This window comes from Nitrososphaerales archaeon (assembly GCA_032906765.1).
Lineage (GTDB): Archaea > Thermoproteota > Nitrososphaeria > Nitrososphaerales > Gagatemarchaeaceae > DASPPF01.
The window spans coordinates 38479-59087 of record JAJTZB010000003.1 but is presented as its reverse complement, the minus strand read 5'-3'; the positions used below and the strand labels follow the sequence as shown (position 1 = coordinate 59087).

Sequence of the window (20609 nt, the reverse complement as noted above, 5' to 3'; positions counted from 1 at the left end):
GGTCGTCAACTGCCCTTCGCACCCATTATGCCGGACGGTCTTACTATCAGGACGATTACGAGTATGATGAATCCGATTGCAGGTGTCGCCGCGGCTGGAAGGTACAGCGATGCGACGTTGTCCACTACTCCAATCACGACTCCACCAATAAGGGCCCCGAATGGACTCCCCAGTCCTCCAAGAACCACGATCACGAACGAGAGGAGCGTGAATTCGCCGCCCCCTGTCGGAGTCACTGCCTGAAGCAGCATCACCACAGAGCCCACCGACGAGGCGATTGCGACACCAATCCCGAAGGATAGCATGCTGACCGTCTCCGGGTTGATTCCCATCAGCAGGGCCGAGCGGCTATCTTCGGTCACTGCCCTGATCGCCTTGCCCCAGTACGTCCTCGTCAGGAAGACTCGAAGGAGGACTGCAACGACCACTGCGTACGCCGCGGCTATCGCTGCATTTCCGGGCAGGATGACCCCGAGCCCGTTGATGCTCGGGAAGGTCACCGAGATGGCGCGTTGGTTCGGCGAGTAGATGTAGAGAAGAAGGCTGCTGATTAGCGTGGATAGGCCAAAGGTGAGGAAGAGGGACATCAGCTCGGGAGCGTGGGCGACCCTCCTGACCAGCCCCAGGTACACAATAATCCCCAGCCCGAAGCCGAAGGGGATTGTGAACAGTATCGAAAGGATCGGGTGGACCCCAGCCAGGACGAAGAGCCAGTAGCTGGAATAGGCGCCAACGATGACAAAGTCGCCGTGGGCGATGTTGACGACCTTCATCACACCCCAAATCAGCGTGAGCCCAAGTGCCAAGACTCCGAATAGGAGTCCGTACGCGAGGCCGAGCACTACCAGTTCGGCGAGTATCAAGTCCTCGGAATCAGCTACTCTGGATTGCGATTAAAGGCTTCGTCCGCCGTTGTCACGGCATCGGGTAGACGAAGGGAGCAGTGGCGACAGGCCTGGGCCAGATGGTCTGCTTGACCCCGTTCTGCCACTGCATTACAACCATCGTGTGTCCGGCTTGGATCCCTGTCGGTCCGATCTGGAAGTTCCCGTAGAACGTCCAGATGTTCTCACTGCTCAGTTGGTTCCTGACTACGGTGGAGTTCAGGGAGCCGCTATCGCTGATCGCCTTCTCCAGGACCAGGCCCGTATTGTAGGCCTCTGCAGCCTCGTAGTTGGGAGGCATGTTGAAAGTCGACTTGAACTGGCTCAGGAACTGTGCGCTCGAGATGTTCCCGTAGTAAGGTGTGAAGTGGCTGAAGTCCAAGTTGGACTCCCACTGCGAGGGCGCGACCACGTTGTTCGCCAAAGACCCCAGGTCCGAAAGGAAGTGCGGGTCGTCAGGCGCCACCAGGAGGGAGACCATGCTGAAGTGCAGCCCGAGAGACTGGATGTTCTTCATTATCGTCTCGCCGTCTGCGAAGTGCGCCCCGCCTATCACTACGTCAGGGTTGGCCGCCGCCACCTGACTCAGCTGGGCGGTGTAACTCGTGGCGGACTCGTCATACAACTGGTTGTAGACCACGCTGAACTTGCCGCTGGTCGCGTTGATGAACGCTGCCGCCCCCTGCCTCACCGAGATCGAGAACGCATCGTTGCCGAAGAAGAAGGCTACCTTCAGGGGTGTGGAGCTGTTCTGGTTCTCCAGCATCTGGAGCACAGGGACCGCGTACTTGCTTCCAGGACTGAGCACCTCGACGACATACTTGTATCCCTTCGACCAGATCGAGTCCGAGGCACCGCCGTGGCTCATCAACAACAGGTGATTAGTCTCCGCAATCGGGGCGGCCGCCAGTGTCAAGCCACTCGAGTACGGGGCAATGAGGAAGTTGACCCCTTGAGTGACAAGCTGCTGGTAATCTGTCGCCACGACCGAGGCGGTCGAGGTGTCATCGTAGTAAGTCAACTGCACCGGCAATTTGTGGTTAAGGCTGCTAACGTAGATTCCGCCCGAGGCGTTGACGTTCATCGCCCACATCTTGAGCCCGTCCAAGCTCATCACCCCGTCGGAAGCGAGCGACCCCGAGAGAGGCATCGTCATCCCGATCTTGATTACGGAGGGACCGCTTGGAGTCGGGGCCTGGGTCGTGCTGTAGTAATAGTAGCCACCGCCGACCGCTATGACTACCAGAAGAACAACAATTCCAATCGCCAAACTACGGCCAATTGCAGCTCTGGCTCGCGAGTGCGCGAAAGCCATACTCATTAGGTAACGAGACCTTGCCTTATACGCCTATTGCCTTGTCATCGCTTCGCCCCTCGCGTTTCCTTTGGGTCGAGGGCCCGGAGGCTTCTGGACCCTCTTCTCACGCTGAAACGCAGGAAAGGAGGAAGCGCTATGCTGACCGGTTTGCCCTCGTGGGCCACGCTCATCACCACACCCCTCCTTCGGAGCTCTGCGCTGCTGTAGATGTCCATTAGCGAGCTCACACGCGCACACGGCACGTCCTCGCCTAGAATGGACAAGAGCTTCTCTGCGGTGAACCCGCCGACCGAATGCTGGACGATCGAATTGACATCCTCCCTCGCCAGAATCCTCTCGTTCGTCGAGGAGTAGTGCGGAGGACTCTCGATTCCAAGCTTCGTCACGAGTTTGGCCCACTGCGAGTCCGCTAGCACTCCGATGAAGACGAACCCATCCTTAACAGAGAATATTCCATACGGGGAGAACGCAGGGTGCGAAGAACCCAAGTGGGACGGCTCTCGGCCGTGTATGTCTATGTAGGGGAGCCAATAGCCATTCCAGTATACAACGACGTCGTAAAGTGGCACCTCGACATACGCCGCGCGTCTTGGCCTCTTGAGCAGTGATGCCAGCGTCCCCACGGCCCCAAACGCCGCTGCCGTAAGGTCGACGCAGGGGTTCCCCACCCTGGACGGTCTGCCTCCCTCCGTGCTGGCGACATGCATCAGCCCTCCCTCCGCCTGAGCTATCGTGTCGAAAGCGAGGCGTTGAGAGGAGGCGCTGTCGCTTGCGAATCCCTTGATGGAGCAGTACACGATCCTACCGTTGATGCGCTTCACTTTCCGAAAGTCCAGACCCAGATTCCTTATGGCCCGAGGCGAGAGGCTCTCGACGAACACGTCGGAACGCTTGAGGAGCCTTCGCATCTCTGCCATGCCAGATTCGGACTTCAGGTCGAGGACGACACTCTTCTTGTTCCAGTTGTAGTTGGCCCAGCTCCAAGGGGTCAGCTTCCTCGTGGGGTCGCCACCCGGAGGCTCCACCTTCACCACCTCGGCCCCGAGCATCCCGAGCATACTCCCCAGGGCGGGCGCGGCGACGTAGGTGCCCAGTTCGACCACTCTGATGCCGTCGAGCGCGCCCTTCATTCGCACGCGTGGCACAGCGGTCGGCTAAAACCTTGCTTTCTGGATTGAGAAATGCAGTACATGGTTAAAAGTCCCCAATCTTCGCTGGACTGCGAACGCGCATGGCGATAACACTCCGGGTCAAGGACGTAATGGACAAAAAGGTCGTCCGGATCGACGCGCAAGAGACAGTCTCGAACGTGATTAAGAAGATGGTCGAAGCAAACGTATGGTCGCTCGTGGTCGAGAAGCGTGGACTACCGGAGGGGGTCGTGACCGAAAGGGACGTCATAAGAAGATGCCTCGGCAAGGGCCTGCTCCCAGACAGGATGCCTGTAGAGAAGATCATGTCCTCGCCGCTGATTATCATAAGCCCAGATGCCACTATCAGAGATGCGATGGGCCTGATGGTCGAGAAAGACATCAGGAGGCTCTTCGTCGTCGACAACGGAAAGATAATCGGCCGGGTGACCCAGACTGGCCTTTTCGAGAGCACTCTGAACGTGATGACGAGCCTCTCGTCGATTTCTGGCCAGCTCTAGCGAAGCATCCAAGCCGAACCATCCCTATGCTTTTAACGACTGAACTCTGGAGACCAAGCCTGCCGGGGTCGCCTAGCTCGGTATGTGTCCCCATTTTGGGGCCACCTAACGGTCGAAGCCGCGGTAATAGAATCCTCGACCATGCGGTCTCCGGGCGGAACGTTCTGCTCTACCATTCTGACATCCTTACCTGAGGACGTATCGCGAGTATAAACCTACCACCAAGGCGGCGCGATTGGGGAGACGACGCTCATGAAGGAGCTACTCGGGCTGGGGACGAGCCGCGGGAGTCGGAGTTTCGAGCTTTGCGAAGTAGGCGTCCATCTCCTCGATGAGGTGGATGACGCGGCGGAGGTTCTCCAGGTCACGGTCGGTCATGCGGTGATTGAGCGGGTGGACACCTAACGGCGTGAAGATTGCGAAAGACACCAGTTGATTGAAATCAAATACCACGGGTAGGGGCCGGAAGGGACTCAGTTGTGCACTTGGTTTTCCGACTCGACGCTTGGCATGACCTAGCATAGGAACTGGCGTGGATTCGAACCCATCTAAGGTCAGCCAGTGTGATTGGAGATTACTTAACAGATCGAATTTGTGTTACTACACACACAGGCATAGATTTCTGGCGGTCAAAACGGACCCAAGCGGATAGCCAATGAAACCTTCGCTTAGAAGACTAAACTCCTTCCTCACACACCTTTTGGATGATTTAGCTACTCTGGTCTTTCTGCTGAGGTCATTGGCCTGATAGAAGGCAAACTCTGACATACGAATGATGCCCGAGTCCGAGGTCACGTCGCGAATGGTTAATGCCTCCTGCGTTCCGACCGAAGAAGATGAGGAAATGAGTGACGAGAGGTCAGCTGTACCATGGGCCTTGCGAGCCGAACGTGTTTTCGATCAGCTGAAGACGGATCCTCGAACGGGCCTCACGTTAGAAGAATCAACTAGACGTCTCAAGACTTCTGGACTTAACATGTCGAAGCAGAAAGAGGAATCTCTCCTAGAGAGAATCCTAGAACCATTCCGAGAACCGATGATGATCCTGCTCCTTGTCACCGCTACCCTATTCGCGACGTTGGGGGAGTTAGTCGATGCGGTTGCACTCGTCATAATAATCTCGATCATGGTTGCCGTTGAAATCTACCAAGAGCGGAGAACCGAGAGCTCAATTAGGTCTCTAAGGCTGCTAGCCCTTCCGAGTACCATCGTCATACGCTCAGGACAGTATCTTGATGTGTTATCCAGCGGAGTTGTGCCAGGAGATGTAGTAATCCTCTCCGCTGGACACAGAATCCCAGCTGACGCGCGCCTAATCGAATCCTTCGACCTAAGCTTGGACGAATCGTCTTTGACCGGCGAATCGATGCCGTCCTACAAGGATGCCGCTGTCCTGCTTCCAGAACATTGCGCCCTTGGAGACAGAAGGAACATGGTATTCTCAGGCACGCTTGTCACCACTGGCAGAGGAAAAGCAGTTGTAGTGGGTACTGGTTCTGGAACCGAACTCGGAAGGATAGCCAGTTTAACCGAGTCGATCCATGAGAAACCGACGCCACTACAGGTGAGAATTTCAGAACTCACGAGGCTAATAGCGGTTACCGTCATCGTCCTGACTGCTGCCACTGCAGCGGTGGGGCTTTTGAGAGGTCAATCGCTCGTTGACAGCGCCCTCATCGGATTGAGCTTGTTGGTTGTCACCATACCAGAGGATCTTCCAATCCTAACGTTCGTCATCCTGGTCACGTCAGTAATTCAAATGGCCAAGAAGAAAGCACTCATCAGGAAATTGTACTCTGCCGAGACGCTGGGATCGACCACCACAATTTGCAGCGATAAAACAGGCACCATCACCGAGAACAAAATGAAGGTCTCCGTGATTTACGCCAACGGAACATCATTCGACTCTTCAGATGTCCACACGGGCGTGCCGCAGGAAACCCTTTCCCTGTTAGCCAGGGTGGCCACATTCTGTAATGATGCGGTGCCCCAAGACGATGCGAAATTGTCGGTGGTGGGCAATCCCGTTGACGTCGCGTTGATTTCTCTCGTGGAAGAAATCGGTTTTCAGCCTAGGTCGATAAGGGAAACAGGACAGCTACTGCACGAAGAACCATTCGATAACAAACGCAAGATGATGCTTAGTGTTCATCGAATGAAGGATCAGTCCGTGTTCGTTTCAACAAAAGGAGCGCCCGAGGTAATAATCGGTCGATGCTCTTCCCTTCCTGGTCCAACAAGGGAGCTGCCTATGACTGAAGAGGATCGTCGAGAATTGCTACGCGTCGTGCAGAAGATGACCAGTAGCGGACTGCGTGTCTTGGCCTTCGCGTACAAGGCTTTGCCGCCCCAAGCATTGACTTCGCAAGACGAATATTCTTCAGGCTGGGGTTTCATAGGTCTGGTAGGACTAGAGGACCCACCCAGGCCAGAAGCGAAGGCGGCAATCGCGGAGTGCAAGAAAGCGGGCATAAGGACGATAATGGTTACAGGTGATCACGCGAACACTGCACTCTCCATCGCCAAGGCCGTTGAGCTCACTGGAGACGACCAGGTTATTACGGGCGAAGAGCTCGATGGGATGAGCGATGACCAGCTTTCGAGCAAATTGGCGGATGTTAGTGTCTTCGCCAGGGTGACCCCAGAACACAAACTGCGTATTGTTAGGGCATTGAAAGCCCGGGGCGAGGTAGTCGCCGTCACAGGAGATGGGGTGAACGACGCCCCGGCTCTCAGGGAGGCAGACATCGGCGCAGCGATGGGGTCGGGGACAGACGTGGCCAAAGAAGCAGCCTCGATGACGCTTGCCGACGACAACTTCACGACGATTGTGACTGCGGTTCGAGAAGGAAGGCGGCTATTTGACAACCTGCGGAAAGCAATTCGATACTATCTGCCGAGCAAAATCGGCATTCTGATGACAGTCTTCTTCTCCTTACTTCTAGGAGTGGGCACGCCTCTGACCCCACTTCAGATAATTCTGATGGAAGTTGTGAATGACATACAAGCATCTACAACCTTCGCTACGGAACCTTCAGAAGCCGACATCATGCGTCGGCCACCGCGAAGCAGCAGAGAACGCATCATAACGGCATCAATGAGTTTGCAAATCTTTTCTCGAGCCATCGCGATTTTCCTGGGTGCCTTGGCTGTCTTCCTGCTCTACGTGAACGGAGGCGGTGTCCTTGATAAAGCTCGGACGATGGTATTTGTGAACATTATGATTTCACTCACTCTTCTCGCACTCTTCTCACGTTCAGAGAAGTCCCCTCTTCATCGTCTAGGAGTTAGATCAAACAGCTACATGCTCTACATCTTGCTCCTCTCCGTCCTAGCCATTTACTTGGTCACGGTTCTGGAGCCTCTGCAGCTGGTTTTCAATACTACCACACTCAATCTTCGGGACTGGCTGGTTGCGGTTTCGCTCTCGGTCCTTGCTACTGGATGGATAGAAACAGGCAAGATAATCTCGTCATTACGAGGCAGATCCTCAGAAGGTTCGGGTTCCAGAACTTTGGAATGAATCGCCTTCTACTTTTTATATATGTTTGACCACCAACACTCGAGCAAAGTTGGGTCTAGATGAGCTGCTGGGAATAGCTGCGTTGGGCGTAGTAGGCGTCTACGTCCTGACGCGTGGCACGAAGGATGCTCCAAATCTTGCAAGGACGCTAGGGAAGATGTCTGCAGATCTCCAACAGGCCTACAGGGAAGGCGTGTCCTTCATCTCAGCCGGGCCAGAAGACGGATGCTGAGTTGCTTACTGGAATTGCCGATAAGCTAGGAATAGACACCAAAGGGAAGACGAAGGATCAAATTGCTGACGAGATTGTGAAGAAGCCCAGATAAAGAAGAACGCTTTTTTGATGCGAACTGCCATAAGAAAACTTCACTTTGGGACCCATCGGGATATCAGGATGGGCTGGAAGGGATTCGAACCTACGGAAAAGGGCGAGAATCGAAAGGTTTGCCCCGGCCGGGAACCTGCATCCGCAGTACGGTTCTCTCCCTCCAGTTTCCTACGGGAGGAAGGCATGAACAGACATTCCCAGCCAAGCGATATAAACGCCACTATTTCGAAGCGTGGGTTAGTGCTGAATCGCGGCCTCTTCACGTGTTATGGGTTCAGGTCCGGAGGGATTTGCTTAAATCATTAAGCGAATCCGAAACCGGTGACTCGATATTCCCTCCGATTAGAAAACGCATGGCTAAATCTCGATGCTCTTTGGGTGATTTCACACGAGAGCATAAATGTGCGCCCCCCCCCCCGAACGCGGTGAAGCCCAGCAAATTACGAGACAACGACGATTCAGGCTCGGCTAACTGCGAATTCGAAGCGCTTTCAAAGTGTTCCGGAGTAGTCGTGAACGGAACCTGTGAAGGTCACACCCGTCAGATTTTCCAGATCGCCATGAGGTGAGAAGATGGAAAAGGATGACTTGGGCGACATATGGCTTGCCGTGGTCGCTGGTTCGCTTATTGGTTTTATGGTGGGTTTTCTGTTGGGAGTCTTGTTCGTTCCTCGATGCTGCACACATGACGCGTACCATTGAGGTTTCGATCGATAGATGATTGCGAGGTCTGCAGGAATCGCCGCGCCGTCAGGTCGTGATGTATACGAAATATACGTCGTTGCGAAATCAAGGCCGGGGGTACTTGGCGAAATCTCCGGCCTTCTCGGGCAGAGGTCCGTCGATATCCTGCAAGCTCATGTCCAAGTTTCGAAGGATGGGGGTCTAGGGTACATCATCTTGTATGTGGAGATGGCGGACTCGAAGACAACGGTGAACGAGTTGCTCGACGAACTGAGAAAGAAGGGGTTTGTAACGGAGGTCAAAGCCGAATCAAGAAACTCCATCTTCTTCGAAACGATGATGTTTCCGCTGACCAGCGGCGGGCACTACAGGATATTCGCCGTGGGCGCCAACGAATGGTTGAAGCTGATCGACTCCTTGAAGGCGTCGCTCGGAACGGCCGCAGGCTCCATACTTTTCCAGGAGGGGTCGGCTGCGGGCGGATCTGTGGTCGAGAACATAGGAAAGAGATTCCAAGGAATGGATAAGAGTACTTTTGTCGAAAACTTCAGGGCGTTCTTCAGCGCTTCGGGCCTTGGCTTGCTCGGGGAAATAGGAGAAGGCGGCGCCATCGAGATTACCATCGACAAGCCGGCCGTAACTAGAAAAGACGGAGCCGTCCTCGACGACTTCCTGATAGGGGTCGTCGCGGGGGCGCTTGGGAAGATCAACTCTCGCAAGTACGCTGTCCGAGATCCCAGATGGTCCGACGAGAACAGGTTGCTCTTCCTGTTGGTGGCGGAAGATTGAGAGCGAGTACAGGCTTCGAGGCGGCACGTCCGGTCTCCATTGAGATGTTTCAGGCAGGTCCCCGGCTCGGCATTGGCAGAATCCTGGTGCATTCCACATGAACGCGAAAGGAAGAACCCCACCAGCAACACGAGAAGCTGCTGAAACAAGCCAAGAGGAGCTTGACCTCTACAACATCCCTGCCGTGCAGGACATCCTCAGCCTTCTGATAGAAGGCGAGGTCAGCGAGCTCAAGCCCGTCTTCGACGCAACACACGTTTGCAGTTACCCAGAGGTCGAGAAGGTCACGGACCTCCAGCCCGCCGAGATACCTCTTCTGCTCGAGAAGCTGGCCTCCATGGGAATCCTCAGCACGCATGAAGGCACCTATGTGCCCGCATGTGAGAAATGCGGCTCCCCAAACCTCGCATTGAATTTCCTGTGCCCATCGTGCAGGTCCAACAATGTTGAAAAACGCATGGTTATCGAGCACACCGTCTGCGGCTACGTTGACGTCGAGACCAGTTTCAGGTGGGAGGGGGCTGCGATTGTATGTCCGAGATGCGGCAGGACGTCAAGAACCGACAGACCTGACATCAGGATGAAGGGCAGCTGGTTCTACTGCAACAGCTGCGAGAAGAGGGCCCGCGATCCGGTGATAGCACTGAAGTGCAGGGATTGCAATAGGACGTTCGATGGAGCTGATGTCTCGCTCGTCAGGGTGTTCTCATACACGCTCGGCGAGCAGGCAAGAGAAAGCTCGCTTGTGCTCGTGAAGCCCATCATTAACCAACTGAGGACCCTTGGGTGGGAGGCAGAACGCTCTGGAGTCTTGCAGGGGCGAAGCGGCGTGCAGCACAAGTACACGATGATTTTCAAGAAAGGCAACAAGACAATAGCGATGGATACCGCTTTTTCAAACGTCATAGTCAGCGAGGCGCCCGTCGTCAAGATTTTCGCGAAGGCTTACGACTCGAAGCCCGATGCGGCGATCCTGACCGCGATGCCTGGCTTGACTAGCCAGGCCAAGGGGATGGCCAAACAGTTCAACGTCCACGTGATAGAGGCGTCGGCGAACGACGAGGTGACCGAGAAGTTGGATGTGCTGTTCCGCAGACTGGAAAAGTCATTTGAGGAGATTACAGCGCAGTCTACGGCACAATGAGCGACCCAGCAGCCGCGATCCTGGTCTATGTCGCCCTCGCAACAGGCCTCTTCTCGTTCAACGATGCCGGCTTGCTGTACGTCGCAATGAGGGTCCTCCGCAAAGACTCGCAGATTGCGGAGGTTTCCGACGTCAAAGCACAGGCAGTACCCGACTCGAAATTGCCTGTCATATCGATACTCCTTCCCCTATACAGGGAGAAGAAGACACTGCCCTTCCTGATAGGGAGCATTCTGGGCAGCAAGTACCCGAAGGAAAAGCTGGACGTCCGGTTCTTGGTCGAGCATGACGACAGGGAGACCATCAACGTAATACTTGACCTCCCAGCCGCGAGAGTCGGCGGTATCGATTACGACAAGTACGGGATACCGAGAAGGATAAAGGTCCAGAATGGCCCGACCGTTGAGATAGATTACGTCTACAGGGGCGTGAGGACGAAGCCAAACGCCCTGAACATGGGGCTCGCGAACGCGAAGGGCGAGATAATAACAATCTACGATGCCGAGGACAGACCTGACCCAAACCAACTGAGAAAGGTTGCTGCGTACATGATTGAACATCCAGATGTCGCGTGCGTTCAGGCGCGCCTCTCATACTACAACCCGGACCAGTCTCTGTTGACGAAGTTCTTCTCCGTCGAGTACACGCAGCACTTCCTTGCAATGCTCCCCGAATTCAAGGCGATGAAAGTAATGATACCGCTGGGAGGCACGAGCAACTTCTTCAGGACAGAGGTTCTGAGGGAACTTCAGGGGTGGGACGCTTACAACGTCACCGAGGACGCCGATCTGGGAATACGCCTCGCCAAAAAAGGCTACCTGACCGTCCCAATCAACACGGTCACCTGGGAAGAGGCGCCGCCGAAGCTCTACTACTGGATACGGCAGAGGGTCAGGTGGAACAAGGGCTTCCTCTACACGCTCGTGAAGCACTTCAGGCACCCCGTAAGCTTGGTGAGGAGCGTCGGGCTGAAATCCACGTTCTATGGCTTCTTGCTCCTGTTCTACCCCGTCATCTCGGCGGTCTCCGTGGTGGGCTGGGTGTTCTTCGTTGTTTACTGGGCCAACTGGTTTGGCCTTCCGCTGCAACCTGTGGCGGGCTGGGTTCAGGCGGCGTTCGAGTACAACCCCTACGCTCTCTACATACTGACAGGCGGCTTCATATTCGGAATCCTGTATTCCTCGACCATCTCGGTAGAGGCTCTCTTCAGAGAAGGAAGCGAGAATTCGCTGAGGAAGGTGAAGTATGCGATCTTCACGCCTCTCTACCAGATGCTGCACGCTCTGGCTTCGATAATCGCGATCGCCGAACTCATCGTGAAACCGAATGTCTGGCACAAGACTCCGCATGGCTTCTCCGTCGAAGAGGAGGAAGAGGGTGGAGCCAAGTCCGGTTAGCAAGTTCAGGCATCTCTCGACCAGGCTTGCGAGGAAACCCGACTTCGTCATCTTCCTCGCCAGCTTCGCCATCGCTCTAGTGTCCGCGCTCTACTTGTTGTCGAGAAATCCATACTCCCTTCTGTATTACGGTGATTCGATATCGCACCTGGTCATATCGCGCAAGGTGATCGACTCGATCACCCCTGGCTATGCCCAGCTCGGGACTGTGTGGCTTCCATTGAATCACATCATGATGCTGCCATTCATCTGGAACAACTACCTCTTCCACACTGGTCTGGCCGGGACGATAGTGAGCGGATTCTCGATGGCGGTTACCGACGCCATGCTCTTTAGAATAGCGAAGTTCCAGTTCAACTCCACGAGGGCAGGCGTTCTTGCGTCGATACTCTATCTTCTGAACCCGTCCGTGCTCTACATGGGCATCATACCCATGGCCGAGGCCCCATTCGTGATGTTCTTCATTCTCGCGGTCTATTATCTCCAGATGTGGTATCACTCGACGGACACGTGGAAGCAGTACAGGAGCATCCTGAAGTGCTCGCTCGCAATCTCACTCGCAACGCTCACCCGGTACGAGGGGTGGATTCTTCCTTTCGCATTGATTTTCGTCCTCTTCCTCGTACTAGTGGTGGTAAGGAAAGAGGGCTGGAAGGCCAGGACAAGAGCCTTCTTGGTCGTTGCGGTAGCCTACAGCTCGCTGGGGCCGATAGCGTGGGCACTTTGGAACTATGCGATTTTCCGTGATCCCTTGGCTTTTGTGGATTCACCGTATTCGGCACAGAATCAGGCTTTGGGGAGGCCGTTCAGGGCGCACCTATTCTTGCAGCCGCTGAACTCTCTGCGCGTAATGGGCGAAGTGGCGAACTCGATGTATGGTATGGAAGCACTTGCCGTAGCTCTCGTCGGTCTCGCCGTCTATCTGATAATGCGCTGGCGAACAGGAAAGCTGACGTTCAGCGTTCTGACATTGTTTGCTCTTCTGGCGCCTGTTCTCGCGACTTTTGCCGCCATGGTTGAAGGCTCCGGCGAGATATATCCGTATCAAGGAGGATTTTTTAACGGGGAATTTCTCGTTTTTCTGTATCCATTCGTAGTCTTCTGCTCCGTCGCTCTGGTCATGTTCTTCGCGAGACGAAGAGAATTGGGATTCAAGATCCTATCGGGCTTTGTGGCTGCATTGATAGTCGCATCATTCGGTTACACATTCGTCCAGCAGCCTCTGGTCTTTGGCAAGACCACTGCGATGAATGATCCCCTCGGCGGCAGTTCGGTTAATCAAGCTGATCTTCAGCTTGCTAACGAGCTGGGGAGCACAGTGCATGGCGGCCACATCGTACTCTATACCCTTTCTGGGTCCGCCTCGGAAATAATGTTGCTCAGCAACCTGGACTTGAAATCCTTCATAGTGTTGGGTTCTGGCCAGTACTGGAATACGTCGCAAAGGTCTCCGTGGGTTTACGGAACATATCTTGTTTGGGCTCGCCAACCGAACTGGGAAATCGAGGCGCTCTATAATTACTGGCAGGCTAATTCTACCATTCTCTCGGAGCACTATCAATTGATTTATCAAAACTCTGCGTACTATTTGTTCCAGAATAGGACAGAGCCCGATTACAGTATTTCATTGAACACCACTTTGCCATGATGAAAGAGAATGCTCCTTATGTCGCTGGATGCGCTTTCCATCTCTCAAGGTACCTAGGCTCGGCGCCGCGTGAGATACGGCCCTTGAGGTCAGTCTGAAGAACAGCAACGTGCGAGAAATTACTACACGCTCTGGAAGGAGGGAGATTACCGCAGCCCGCCGTTGTCTGAAGGAACGCAGTAAGGAGTAGAGTGCTACCTACGCCCCAAGGTTAAGCGTTCTTCTCAGCTTATATATAATTAACTCTCTCCCGAGTTAACGATCTTCTCGCGGCCTCGCCCTTCTGGGTGATGTGGTAATACGCCCTTTTTCTCTCACCGACCCTTCCCACCCAACCTCTGTTGAGCATCGAGGAAAGTGCCCTAACTATCGAGGGCGCTTTCTTGTCAAGCCTCTCGGATAGATCAGATGGGGTAAGTCTACCTTCCCGACTGAGTTCATCCAGAATCAATCTTTCCAGGCCGGTTGGAACTCGATGTCTCTCTTCGGTCGTTTCTGGCTCTATGTGCCTCGGGAGTACTTTCTCTGCACGCTCTTTCTTGGCTCTTTCCAGCCCTGCATACGCGGATTCGAGCATTAGGTGGGTGTTGGGCACGTAGAGATCCAGAATCGTCTTCAGCGCTTCCTCGGAGAAGAGTTCAGAAGCAATGGTCTCTGCTTCTGACTCATCCTTTGCAACCTGTGACAGCCCGAGCACCAGCCTGGGACGCAATATCTCCTTCAACTCGTTGAGAGACGTGATGCCTTTGTAATGTTCAACCGAAGAGAACCTCGCCACCGAGGTTACGAGCGAATCCTTAATCGCTTCACCGAATGAGTGTGAAAGTGAGATCATACTCCTCTTGCCCTGGAACCACTCCTGGTTGCCGTCGAAGAACTCGGATAGCAAGTCATCCCTCGGAACCTTGTCTAGCTCGTCTATCGTGAATACAGGCTCCACGCCCTTCTCAGACAGCCCGTTGAGCAGGAGGTCGATCGAGAGCCTCCTATCGACCTCTTTCGTGAGAACTAGCTTTTCAGGCTGCCTCAAACCTGCTCTGTCGAGGAGCTTTTCGATTCCTTCCTTGACAGCATCCGAGGCGAGAAAGGCGGGAGGGAAGACCAGGCCTGCGGCGTCAACTGCTTTCTCGGCCACCCAAGGCACGTAGGTCCTCGCCGTCTTCTTCATCCGCTCAAACCTTTCTCTCAGCGTAGCGACACTGAGGAGAGCTTGGAGTGTTGACTGGTAGAACCTCTCCTCAAGCTCCTGAAGGGAGCTGACGCTTCTGGAACCCTTGACGGAGACCATGACTGGCAGGTAGCTGGAATTGCCTGACAGGCGCAACCCTGCCGCGAGTATCCCTTGGGCCACCGTCGTCTTGCCTATCCCCCTGACGCCGTAAAGAGAGATGCTTCGCCCGTGTTGAAAGACTCTGGGAGCTGCCTTCTCGGCAAATCCATCCACATCGTAATAGAGAAGAGAGAAGAACTCATCTTCATAGCTGAGAAGCCACCTTGTGAGCTGCTGCTGGGCGGCTGTTTGCGTGTCCATGGTGATGATTAACGTGACACCATGTTAATGACATATAAGGAAGATGCGATAGTTAACATGAAGCCCAAACTACAGCTGGGGCCTTGCCTTCGTTGCCTCTGGCAACTATCCATTCAAATTGACTGACAGCACGACAGGTGAGGGTGGACCAGATGCGCGAGCCGAGCCACAGGCCGTTCTGCGGCGCTCCAATGTCTTGCGGATAGTATATCTCCTGTCTGCGCCCAACATTGACAACTGCAACCACATTCAGGCATGTAGCCACCCTATCCTGCCGTCGGGTGATGTTCGTTTGTCTCAAATTCCCTTCTTCGACTTGAAGCCAAACAACAACAGCCCAACCTGCCGTTACGCGATTGCTCCGGCCAGCCTGTCAATTGCAGTTCGACCTGGAGTTCGAATCACATAGGTGTCGTAGTTGAATTGCCGGTCTACCGACGGTATGTCTGCCTCCTCAATCCTCTCTTTCTCCTGTCTCTCAGGACCGCAATCCGCAAGTCTTCTCCCGCCTCGATGGCGCTCAACCTCAAACCGACGTTGTAGAGCAGCCTCCTGTCCGATGGTAGCCTCTCCTCGTCTGGAATTGAGTCTAGTCCTTCCTTCAGGATCCTCAGGTCGTCGAGGCTCATTACGTAGGTTCTTAATGGGACGTACGCCCTTCCCGTCCTCTGCTGCTTCTTCGATACTCTGTTGTGCAAGAGAAGGAGCTTTCTCACCAATGGTATTGACCTTGGCCCTACGTAAACGCACGCCCTTATCGCTGACCTGAGGGACCATTCCCTGAAGGTCAGTCTTACCATCCTGCCACCCACCTACTTGCTCTTGTCATTGGCGTCTTGGGGGAGGGGCGAGCATCCGCAAGGAACGGGTCGTCCCCAGCTTTCACCTCTTCTAGGACCATCTCCTTCCCTTCCCCAATGATTCGTTTCAGTGTGCACAACTCCTTGCCCTCTTTAGAGACCGTTAGGACCCACATCTCCCTGCGCTTGTCCGGCAACCCTTGGATGGCACCTGGCCTGTAGTCCTTCAGCATTCGCCCGATGGCAAAAACGCATATGAAGCCTGCAAGCTCCCAATTCTCCACGTTCGAGATGGCGTAGTCGAGCAGGAGGAGGGGGCGCTTCACCTGCTCCTTGAAGTACTCCCACAGAAAGATCACGGATTGATTCTCATTCGTGATAATCGTCACCTGAGGGGAGGCGCAATCGTCACGCAGGAGCTCCTCACAGAGTTCGACGTTCTGATTGTGGAACTCAGCCAAGCTGATTATATCCTATCACTCCCGCCCTTTGTTCTGAGTACTCGCTGAGCAGGTCCGAGATGTCGTCCACCTCGTACGTGTCCTTGGACGCCCCGATCTCCTCGAGTATCTTCCTCAGGTCGTTGGCATCCTGTTTGCTCGGCACTACGAAGACTACGTACCTCTGGAGCCTCCACGCCTTCTCGTAGTTCTCGATGACGGAGGACTTGGACTTGCGGGGAGTCGTCTCGAACTCGACGTGGAAGGGCTTCGGGTCCCACTCCTTAGTATCCCATTCCTCCCTGACGGTTCCGTCCTCAAGCCTCTTCAGGTGGACAAGTGGCTCCCAGACCTCGAAGTCAGGCCTCTGCTCCTTCTCGTCCCCTTCGTCGACGTTGACATACCAGCCCTTCTCCAAGTAGAAGTAGTACATCACCTTCATCATCTTGACGTGCAGAGGCCCACCGCCCCTCCTGCCGCTAGGTGGTTTGAACTCCAGCAGTCTCTTTGCATTCTCTGTGAGGCCGTAGACGACATCGCGTGATGGAGCGTCTGCCTGACCGGGGGAGGGAGATGTGGCAGACTGTTCGTGCGTAGCTGAGTTGACCAATTGGTCTCGAGCTCCGTGTGAAGGGTCTGGTTTGGCAGTTCTCGGCGTGAAATCTGCTGCCTGCTGTGGGTGGGCGTCGGCGCTCTTTGAAGTTCCTGTTGCCATGTCCTTCACAGGTTGCGCAGACGTGCTGAGTTCACCTCTTGGGGTCTGTGCCCTGCCGTCGAGCGTATTGACTGGCTCGGAGTCGTTTCGTCCGGGATCTGGCTTCCCGTGATCATTGACCACGCCTTCGGGGGCATTGAAATTCCGACTTGCGGGTGCCGGTCTACCATCGCTCCTAGTTTCGACGTAGATGAGGACCAGCGCAGCTGCGAGCGGGACTATCAGCAACCAGGGAACAGCATCTATCGCGAAAGCACTGGACATGAATGAGGTCAGAAAAGCGAAAGTCAGGATAGGCGGGAACCACTTGGCTATGGAGGCCACGACTGCTTCGGTCCTTGCATTCCCGAGCGAGGATAACCAGATGCGGCTCGTCCGCTCTATAGCTATCGACAGAAGGGTCACGATTCCAAGCGAAAGCTCGGAGGAAAAGTCCACCGGCATCAATTATGCTCCTCCAATTATCGGACGACCGTTCTCGTCCTCGCCGACATTGACGGTGTAGTAGTGATAGACGGGCTCTATCAGGGAGACGTAAGCGACCTGCCTTATCGGTGTCTTGGCGAAGTGTCTCAGTATCCTTGTCCTCATGATCAGGATAGCGGCACCAATCGCGGGGAACACTGCGAACAGGTCGAGTGGGAAGCGTCGAGTATAGAGAAGGAGGAATGTGAAAGAGGCCAGAATGGCGATGAGCTTGTACCTCTGCCACTTCGTGAAAGTAGATACGTTCATTTGAACTCCTCCCTCAGCAGGAACAGATAGATTCGAAGCGCCGCCACGAACTCTGTCGCGGGCATCACATCATTTTCGCTGAGTAGGACGCGCCTCAGCATCGAGTTGCTGCCGAGAAGCTCTGAAGCGAGCCTCTTCAAAGGCTTGGCGTCAACGAATTTCTGCATCTTCCATCGCCGCTGTAGTATGGGGACGGATGGGAGATAGGAGTAAGCGCCGAGGTTCGGGGCTCAGTGTCTGAAGCTCAAGCCTCAACCGTTGAGGCTGTGGCTCGTTTCATTCAGGAGGCGGGCGTTCTTCGACCGCAGCGGCAGGCTTTCTCAGCATGACGTCGAGCTCATCTCTTCGACTCTTCATAGCCATCCTTGCGGTATGTGCGGCGAATCCTAGTAATACGGCAGTGATGATTGCCGCGACCAAGAGCACGGTCACAAAGTATGACGGGTAGAGCTGGTAAGCTGAATAGAGTAATCCGACCACTCCCCCCAGGCCAAAGGCGAAGAGAGTCAGTATCACAACGTCGCCATAGCCGAACGCGTTCAGGAACGGTCTGAGCGCCCTCCTTCCCCTCCAGGTGACTTCGACTTCTCTCGGGTCTCGTATCGTTCCCGCTTCCGGTGGCGGAAAGAGGCAGCCGCGCCTCCTCAGCCTGCTAAACGCCGCTGGAACCACCCCCTCGGCTATTCCGAGCTCCTTTCCGAGCTTCTCCGCAGACGGCAGCCTGTCTTCCTTCCTGTGGGTCCCGAGGTAGAGTAGCACCTTTATGTCGCTGAACTCCCACTCTGAAATGTTCTCGGTACCGAAGTACCTCCTGAGGAATTCAAACATCGCCCATCACCATCGCCACGCGAAACCGCTTCTTCAGAGATTCGAAGGTCATGCCAAGCGACTTCCTGCCAAATCAGACTTCGAACCATTCGTAGACCGAGATGCCAAGGGAGAGGAGGAGAAAGCCGTTGAATATGAAGTACCAGGGGCCCAGCACCCAGGAAGGAACGAGGTTCAGCAAGAAGAGGAAGAAGAGGAGGGTGCCTGTCGTCTTGGCGATGTCGTCGCGTCGGGCTGACTTGTACGCCTCGTAATCGCTCCTCATTTCGCGCATGGTGGCCTCGCGCTCCAGATGGTAGCGGTAGACCTCCCGCGGGTCGTTGTACCTCTTTGGACCCAATGCATCGTACAGGGCTCTCTTCTCATCGTCCGACAGGACAGCATGAGCTTCGGAGACCTCCTTGAACCTCTCCTCTGCCTCGGGTGACCTGTTTCTGTCCGGATGGTATCTGAGGGCCAGCTTCCTGTAAGATTCCTTGACCGCATCGCCGGACGCAGCCTTTGTAACTCCGAGCACAGCGTAGAAGTCGCTCATTTAGAAAGGCACCCTGACTATCGCCTCGCCGTCAGGAAGCGGCGCGACATACTCGTACCCCTGGCCGATGTACGACTTGACCTCTCCTAACGGAATCACCTTCTGCCTTGACCCGTTGTTCGTCATCATGCCTAGAAGCTTCTGCCTCACGATGTTCTGAAGCTCCTCGTTCGACAGGTCGTCCAAATCCATCTTCTCCATGTCCTCCTTGCTGTACCCTGACATGAGGAGGAACTGCTCCTTGAACGCCCGTTTGACCTGCTCCTCGGTCGCCGACTCCGCTCTGGTGGAGAGTACGGGCTCGCACTTCTTGTATGCCTCCCTCATCTCCTCTATCATGGTTGGCGACAATCTGCCTTTGTTGGTCGAATACCTGGCCTCTATGTCTCCCTTGTGCCCCATCAGGAACTGGAGATACGGGTGAGAGATCAGTCCTTTTGACTCTGCTATGATCATGCCCGTATCGCAGTATGCTCTCAGCACATAAGGGCGCCACGAGAAGCCACTCTTGACGATTGCCTCCTTGATGTCTCTGGTCACCAGCGACGTCCTCAGGAACGCGTTCTTCTTGACTCCTCTCGGGTCGAAGGCCAGCAAGGGGCTGTCCGCCATCAGTTTCTCTCCCTGCTTCGTCCTCTCGTGAAGGTACTCCTGAATGTACGTGATGGTTTCGTTTCCGACGAATGTAAAATACTGGTGCCTCGCCTTGCTCAACGGGTTCCTGACGGTCAGCATCGAGGGGACTTTGACGAAGGCGATTCCGTCAGAGATGATCTTCGCCTCCTTGAAATCACCCAGCCTCATTCCATCCGTGCCGGTGAAGTTGCCCAGGCTCTCCGGTCTCAATCCGCTCAGGGCCATCAGAGCGACGGACACCCTGCACCTGCGCGACCCCATCCTCAGGATCTTCGCCAGCTCCTCCTTGCTCGGCACCCTCTCGTTCGCTATGGTCGGGGTCTCCGACTTGCCCTTGATGTTCACCTTCAGCTTCACGTCGAGGTTGTTGTATGACAGCCACGAGAGGATCACCTTCTTGAACCTGATTATGTAGGAGCCTGCCTTCCCCTTCCTCTCCATCTCCCTCACGAAGTCGGTGAAGTCGTCCCTGAACTTCTTCTTTGGAGCGTCTTTGAGAATCTGCTTCGGTGCGGTGTGTGCCAGGCCGCAGTAGAGGCCGAGCGTCCTGAGGTAGACCTCCGCCGTGATGGGAGAGTTGGCAGCCAGATTGTCGTGCCATCTCTTCACGTCCTCGTCGCCGTCCAGCAGGTCGCGATACTTCGCCGTGTTTGGCATGGACCAGCCAAAGGAAGGGCATTCATATAAGGGATTCGCTGATAATATTAAGCGGGCCCGGAGGGATTCGAACCCTTGGCCTCCCGATTATCAGTCGGGTGCTCTAGCCAAGCTGAGCTACCGGCCCATCGTCTGCTGGCGCCCCAGAATCAGCTATAATTCCTTTCCAACTGAGAAGAGGATAAGAAGGAAGGCAGTGCTGGCCTCGATTGTGGGCCGGTAGTTCAGCGGTACGAACGCCCGCCTTGCACGCGGGAGAACCTCAAGAGGTCCCAAGGTCGGGGGTTCAATTCCCCCCCCGGTCCACTCCCAGCGTTCGCGATGCATTTCCCCACGATGTTCGGCAAAGAAGGGCGCGGAACCAAA

Annotated in this window: 19 protein-coding genes and 2 tRNA genes; 8 read left to right on the top strand and 13 right to left on the bottom strand. The window is 55.0% G+C overall.

All coding sequences use genetic code 11. The features are described 5' to 3' along the window. Positions 1–5 precede the first annotated feature (5 nt). From LYZ69_03975 to LYZ69_03965, 3 genes are all read right to left on the bottom strand, one after another. Entirely contained in the window at positions 6–863 is an 858-nt protein-coding gene (locus tag LYZ69_03975; protein ID MDV3277608.1) for a branched-chain amino acid ABC transporter permease, read from the bottom strand. Between the two features lie 52 nt (positions 864–915). Then, on the bottom strand, positions 916–2154 hold the full coding sequence (locus tag LYZ69_03970; GenBank protein MDV3277607.1) for an amino acid ABC transporter substrate-binding protein: 1239 nt from the start codon (positions 2152–2154) through the stop codon (positions 916–918). Positions 2155–2243: 89 nt separating this feature from the next. Continuing rightward, positions 2244–3332, bottom strand: a complete 1089-nt coding sequence (locus tag LYZ69_03965) for a CoA transferase (GenBank protein ID MDV3277606.1) — start codon at positions 3330–3332, stop codon at positions 2244–2246. A 101-nt stretch (positions 3333–3433) separates the two neighbouring features. Here LYZ69_03965 and LYZ69_03960 point away from each other — a divergent pair, with 101 nt between their 5' ends. The 7 genes from LYZ69_03960 (at position 3434) to LYZ69_03930 (ending at position 13366) form a co-directional block, all read left to right on the top strand. Beyond that, positions 3434–3853: a CBS domain-containing protein gene (locus LYZ69_03960; GenBank protein ID MDV3277605.1), complete on the top strand. Its 420-nt coding sequence runs from the start codon at positions 3434–3436 to the stop codon at positions 3851–3853. Between the two features lie 775 nt (positions 3854–4628). Continuing rightward, on the top strand, positions 4629–7376 hold the full coding sequence (locus tag LYZ69_03955; GenBank protein MDV3277604.1) for a cation-transporting P-type ATPase: 2748 nt from the start codon (positions 4629–4631) through the stop codon (positions 7374–7376). Between the two features lie 49 nt (positions 7377–7425). Continuing rightward, a complete protein-coding gene (locus tag LYZ69_03950) occupies positions 7426–7608 on the top strand; it encodes a hypothetical protein (protein ID MDV3277603.1) in 183 nt (60 codons plus the stop codon). An 813-nt stretch (positions 7609–8421) separates the two neighbouring features. Continuing rightward, positions 8422–9177 (top strand): ACT domain-containing protein, encoded by a 756-nt coding sequence (locus tag LYZ69_03945; protein MDV3277602.1) that lies wholly within the window; start codon positions 8422–8424, stop codon positions 9175–9177. 97 nt (positions 9178–9274) lie between these two features. Beyond that, complete coding sequence (locus LYZ69_03940) at positions 9275–10321, top strand: hypothetical protein (GenBank protein MDV3277601.1); 1047 nt, start codon at positions 9275–9277, stop codon at positions 10319–10321. Further along, complete coding sequence (locus LYZ69_03935; protein ID MDV3277600.1) at positions 10318–11718, top strand: glycosyltransferase; 1401 nt, start codon at positions 10318–10320, stop codon at positions 11716–11718. The genes LYZ69_03940 and LYZ69_03935 overlap by 4 nt, the downstream gene beginning before the upstream one ends. Further along, entirely contained in the window at positions 11669–13366 is a 1698-nt protein-coding gene (locus LYZ69_03930) for a glycosyltransferase family 39 protein (protein MDV3277599.1), read from the top strand. Before LYZ69_03935 ends, LYZ69_03930 begins: the two co-directional genes overlap by 50 nt. A 229-nt stretch (positions 13367–13595) precedes the next feature. Here the strand turns inward: LYZ69_03930 and LYZ69_03925 are convergent, their stop codons facing one another. From LYZ69_03925 to LYZ69_03880, 10 genes are all read right to left on the bottom strand, one after another. After that, positions 13596–14654, bottom strand: coding sequence for a MarR family transcriptional regulator (locus LYZ69_03925; GenBank protein MDV3277598.1), 1059 nt, complete (start codon positions 14652–14654; stop codon positions 13596–13598). A 674-nt stretch (positions 14655–15328) separates the two neighbouring features. Next, positions 15329–15697, bottom strand: coding sequence for a hypothetical protein (locus LYZ69_03920; protein MDV3277597.1), 369 nt, complete (start codon positions 15695–15697; stop codon positions 15329–15331). Then, positions 15691–16158 (bottom strand): hypothetical protein, encoded by a 468-nt coding sequence (locus LYZ69_03915; protein ID MDV3277596.1) that lies wholly within the window; start codon positions 16156–16158, stop codon positions 15691–15693. Before LYZ69_03915 ends, LYZ69_03920 begins: the two co-directional genes overlap by 7 nt. Further along, positions 16151–17296, bottom strand: a complete 1146-nt coding sequence (locus LYZ69_03910; protein ID MDV3277595.1) for a hypothetical protein — start codon at positions 17294–17296, stop codon at positions 16151–16153. The genes LYZ69_03915 and LYZ69_03910 overlap by 8 nt, the downstream gene beginning before the upstream one ends. Positions 17297–17299: 3 nt before the next feature. Then, positions 17300–17587, bottom strand: a complete 288-nt coding sequence (locus tag LYZ69_03905; GenBank protein MDV3277594.1) for a hypothetical protein — start codon at positions 17585–17587, stop codon at positions 17300–17302. Continuing rightward, complete coding sequence (locus LYZ69_03900; protein ID MDV3277593.1) at positions 17584–17754, bottom strand: hypothetical protein; 171 nt, start codon at positions 17752–17754, stop codon at positions 17584–17586. Before LYZ69_03900 ends, LYZ69_03905 begins: the two co-directional genes overlap by 4 nt. Positions 17755–17863: 109 nt before the next feature. After that, on the bottom strand, positions 17864–18415 hold the full coding sequence (locus tag LYZ69_03895) for a hypothetical protein (GenBank protein ID MDV3277592.1): 552 nt from the start codon (positions 18413–18415) through the stop codon (positions 17864–17866). A 73-nt stretch (positions 18416–18488) separates the two neighbouring features. Then, positions 18489–18950: a DnaJ domain-containing protein gene (locus tag LYZ69_03890; GenBank protein ID MDV3277591.1), complete on the bottom strand. Its 462-nt coding sequence runs from the start codon at positions 18948–18950 to the stop codon at positions 18489–18491. Continuing rightward, a complete protein-coding gene (locus LYZ69_03885) occupies positions 18951–20243 on the bottom strand; it encodes a hypothetical protein (GenBank protein ID MDV3277590.1) in 1293 nt (430 codons plus the stop codon). A gap of 52 nt (positions 20244–20295) precedes the next feature. Next, positions 20296–20370, bottom strand: a tRNA-Ile gene (locus tag LYZ69_03880). Between the two features lie 86 nt (positions 20371–20456). Between LYZ69_03880 and LYZ69_03875 the strand changes: the two genes are divergently transcribed. Continuing rightward, positions 20457–20549, top strand: a tRNA-Ala gene (locus LYZ69_03875). The last annotated feature ends 60 nt before the right edge of the window (positions 20550–20609 follow it).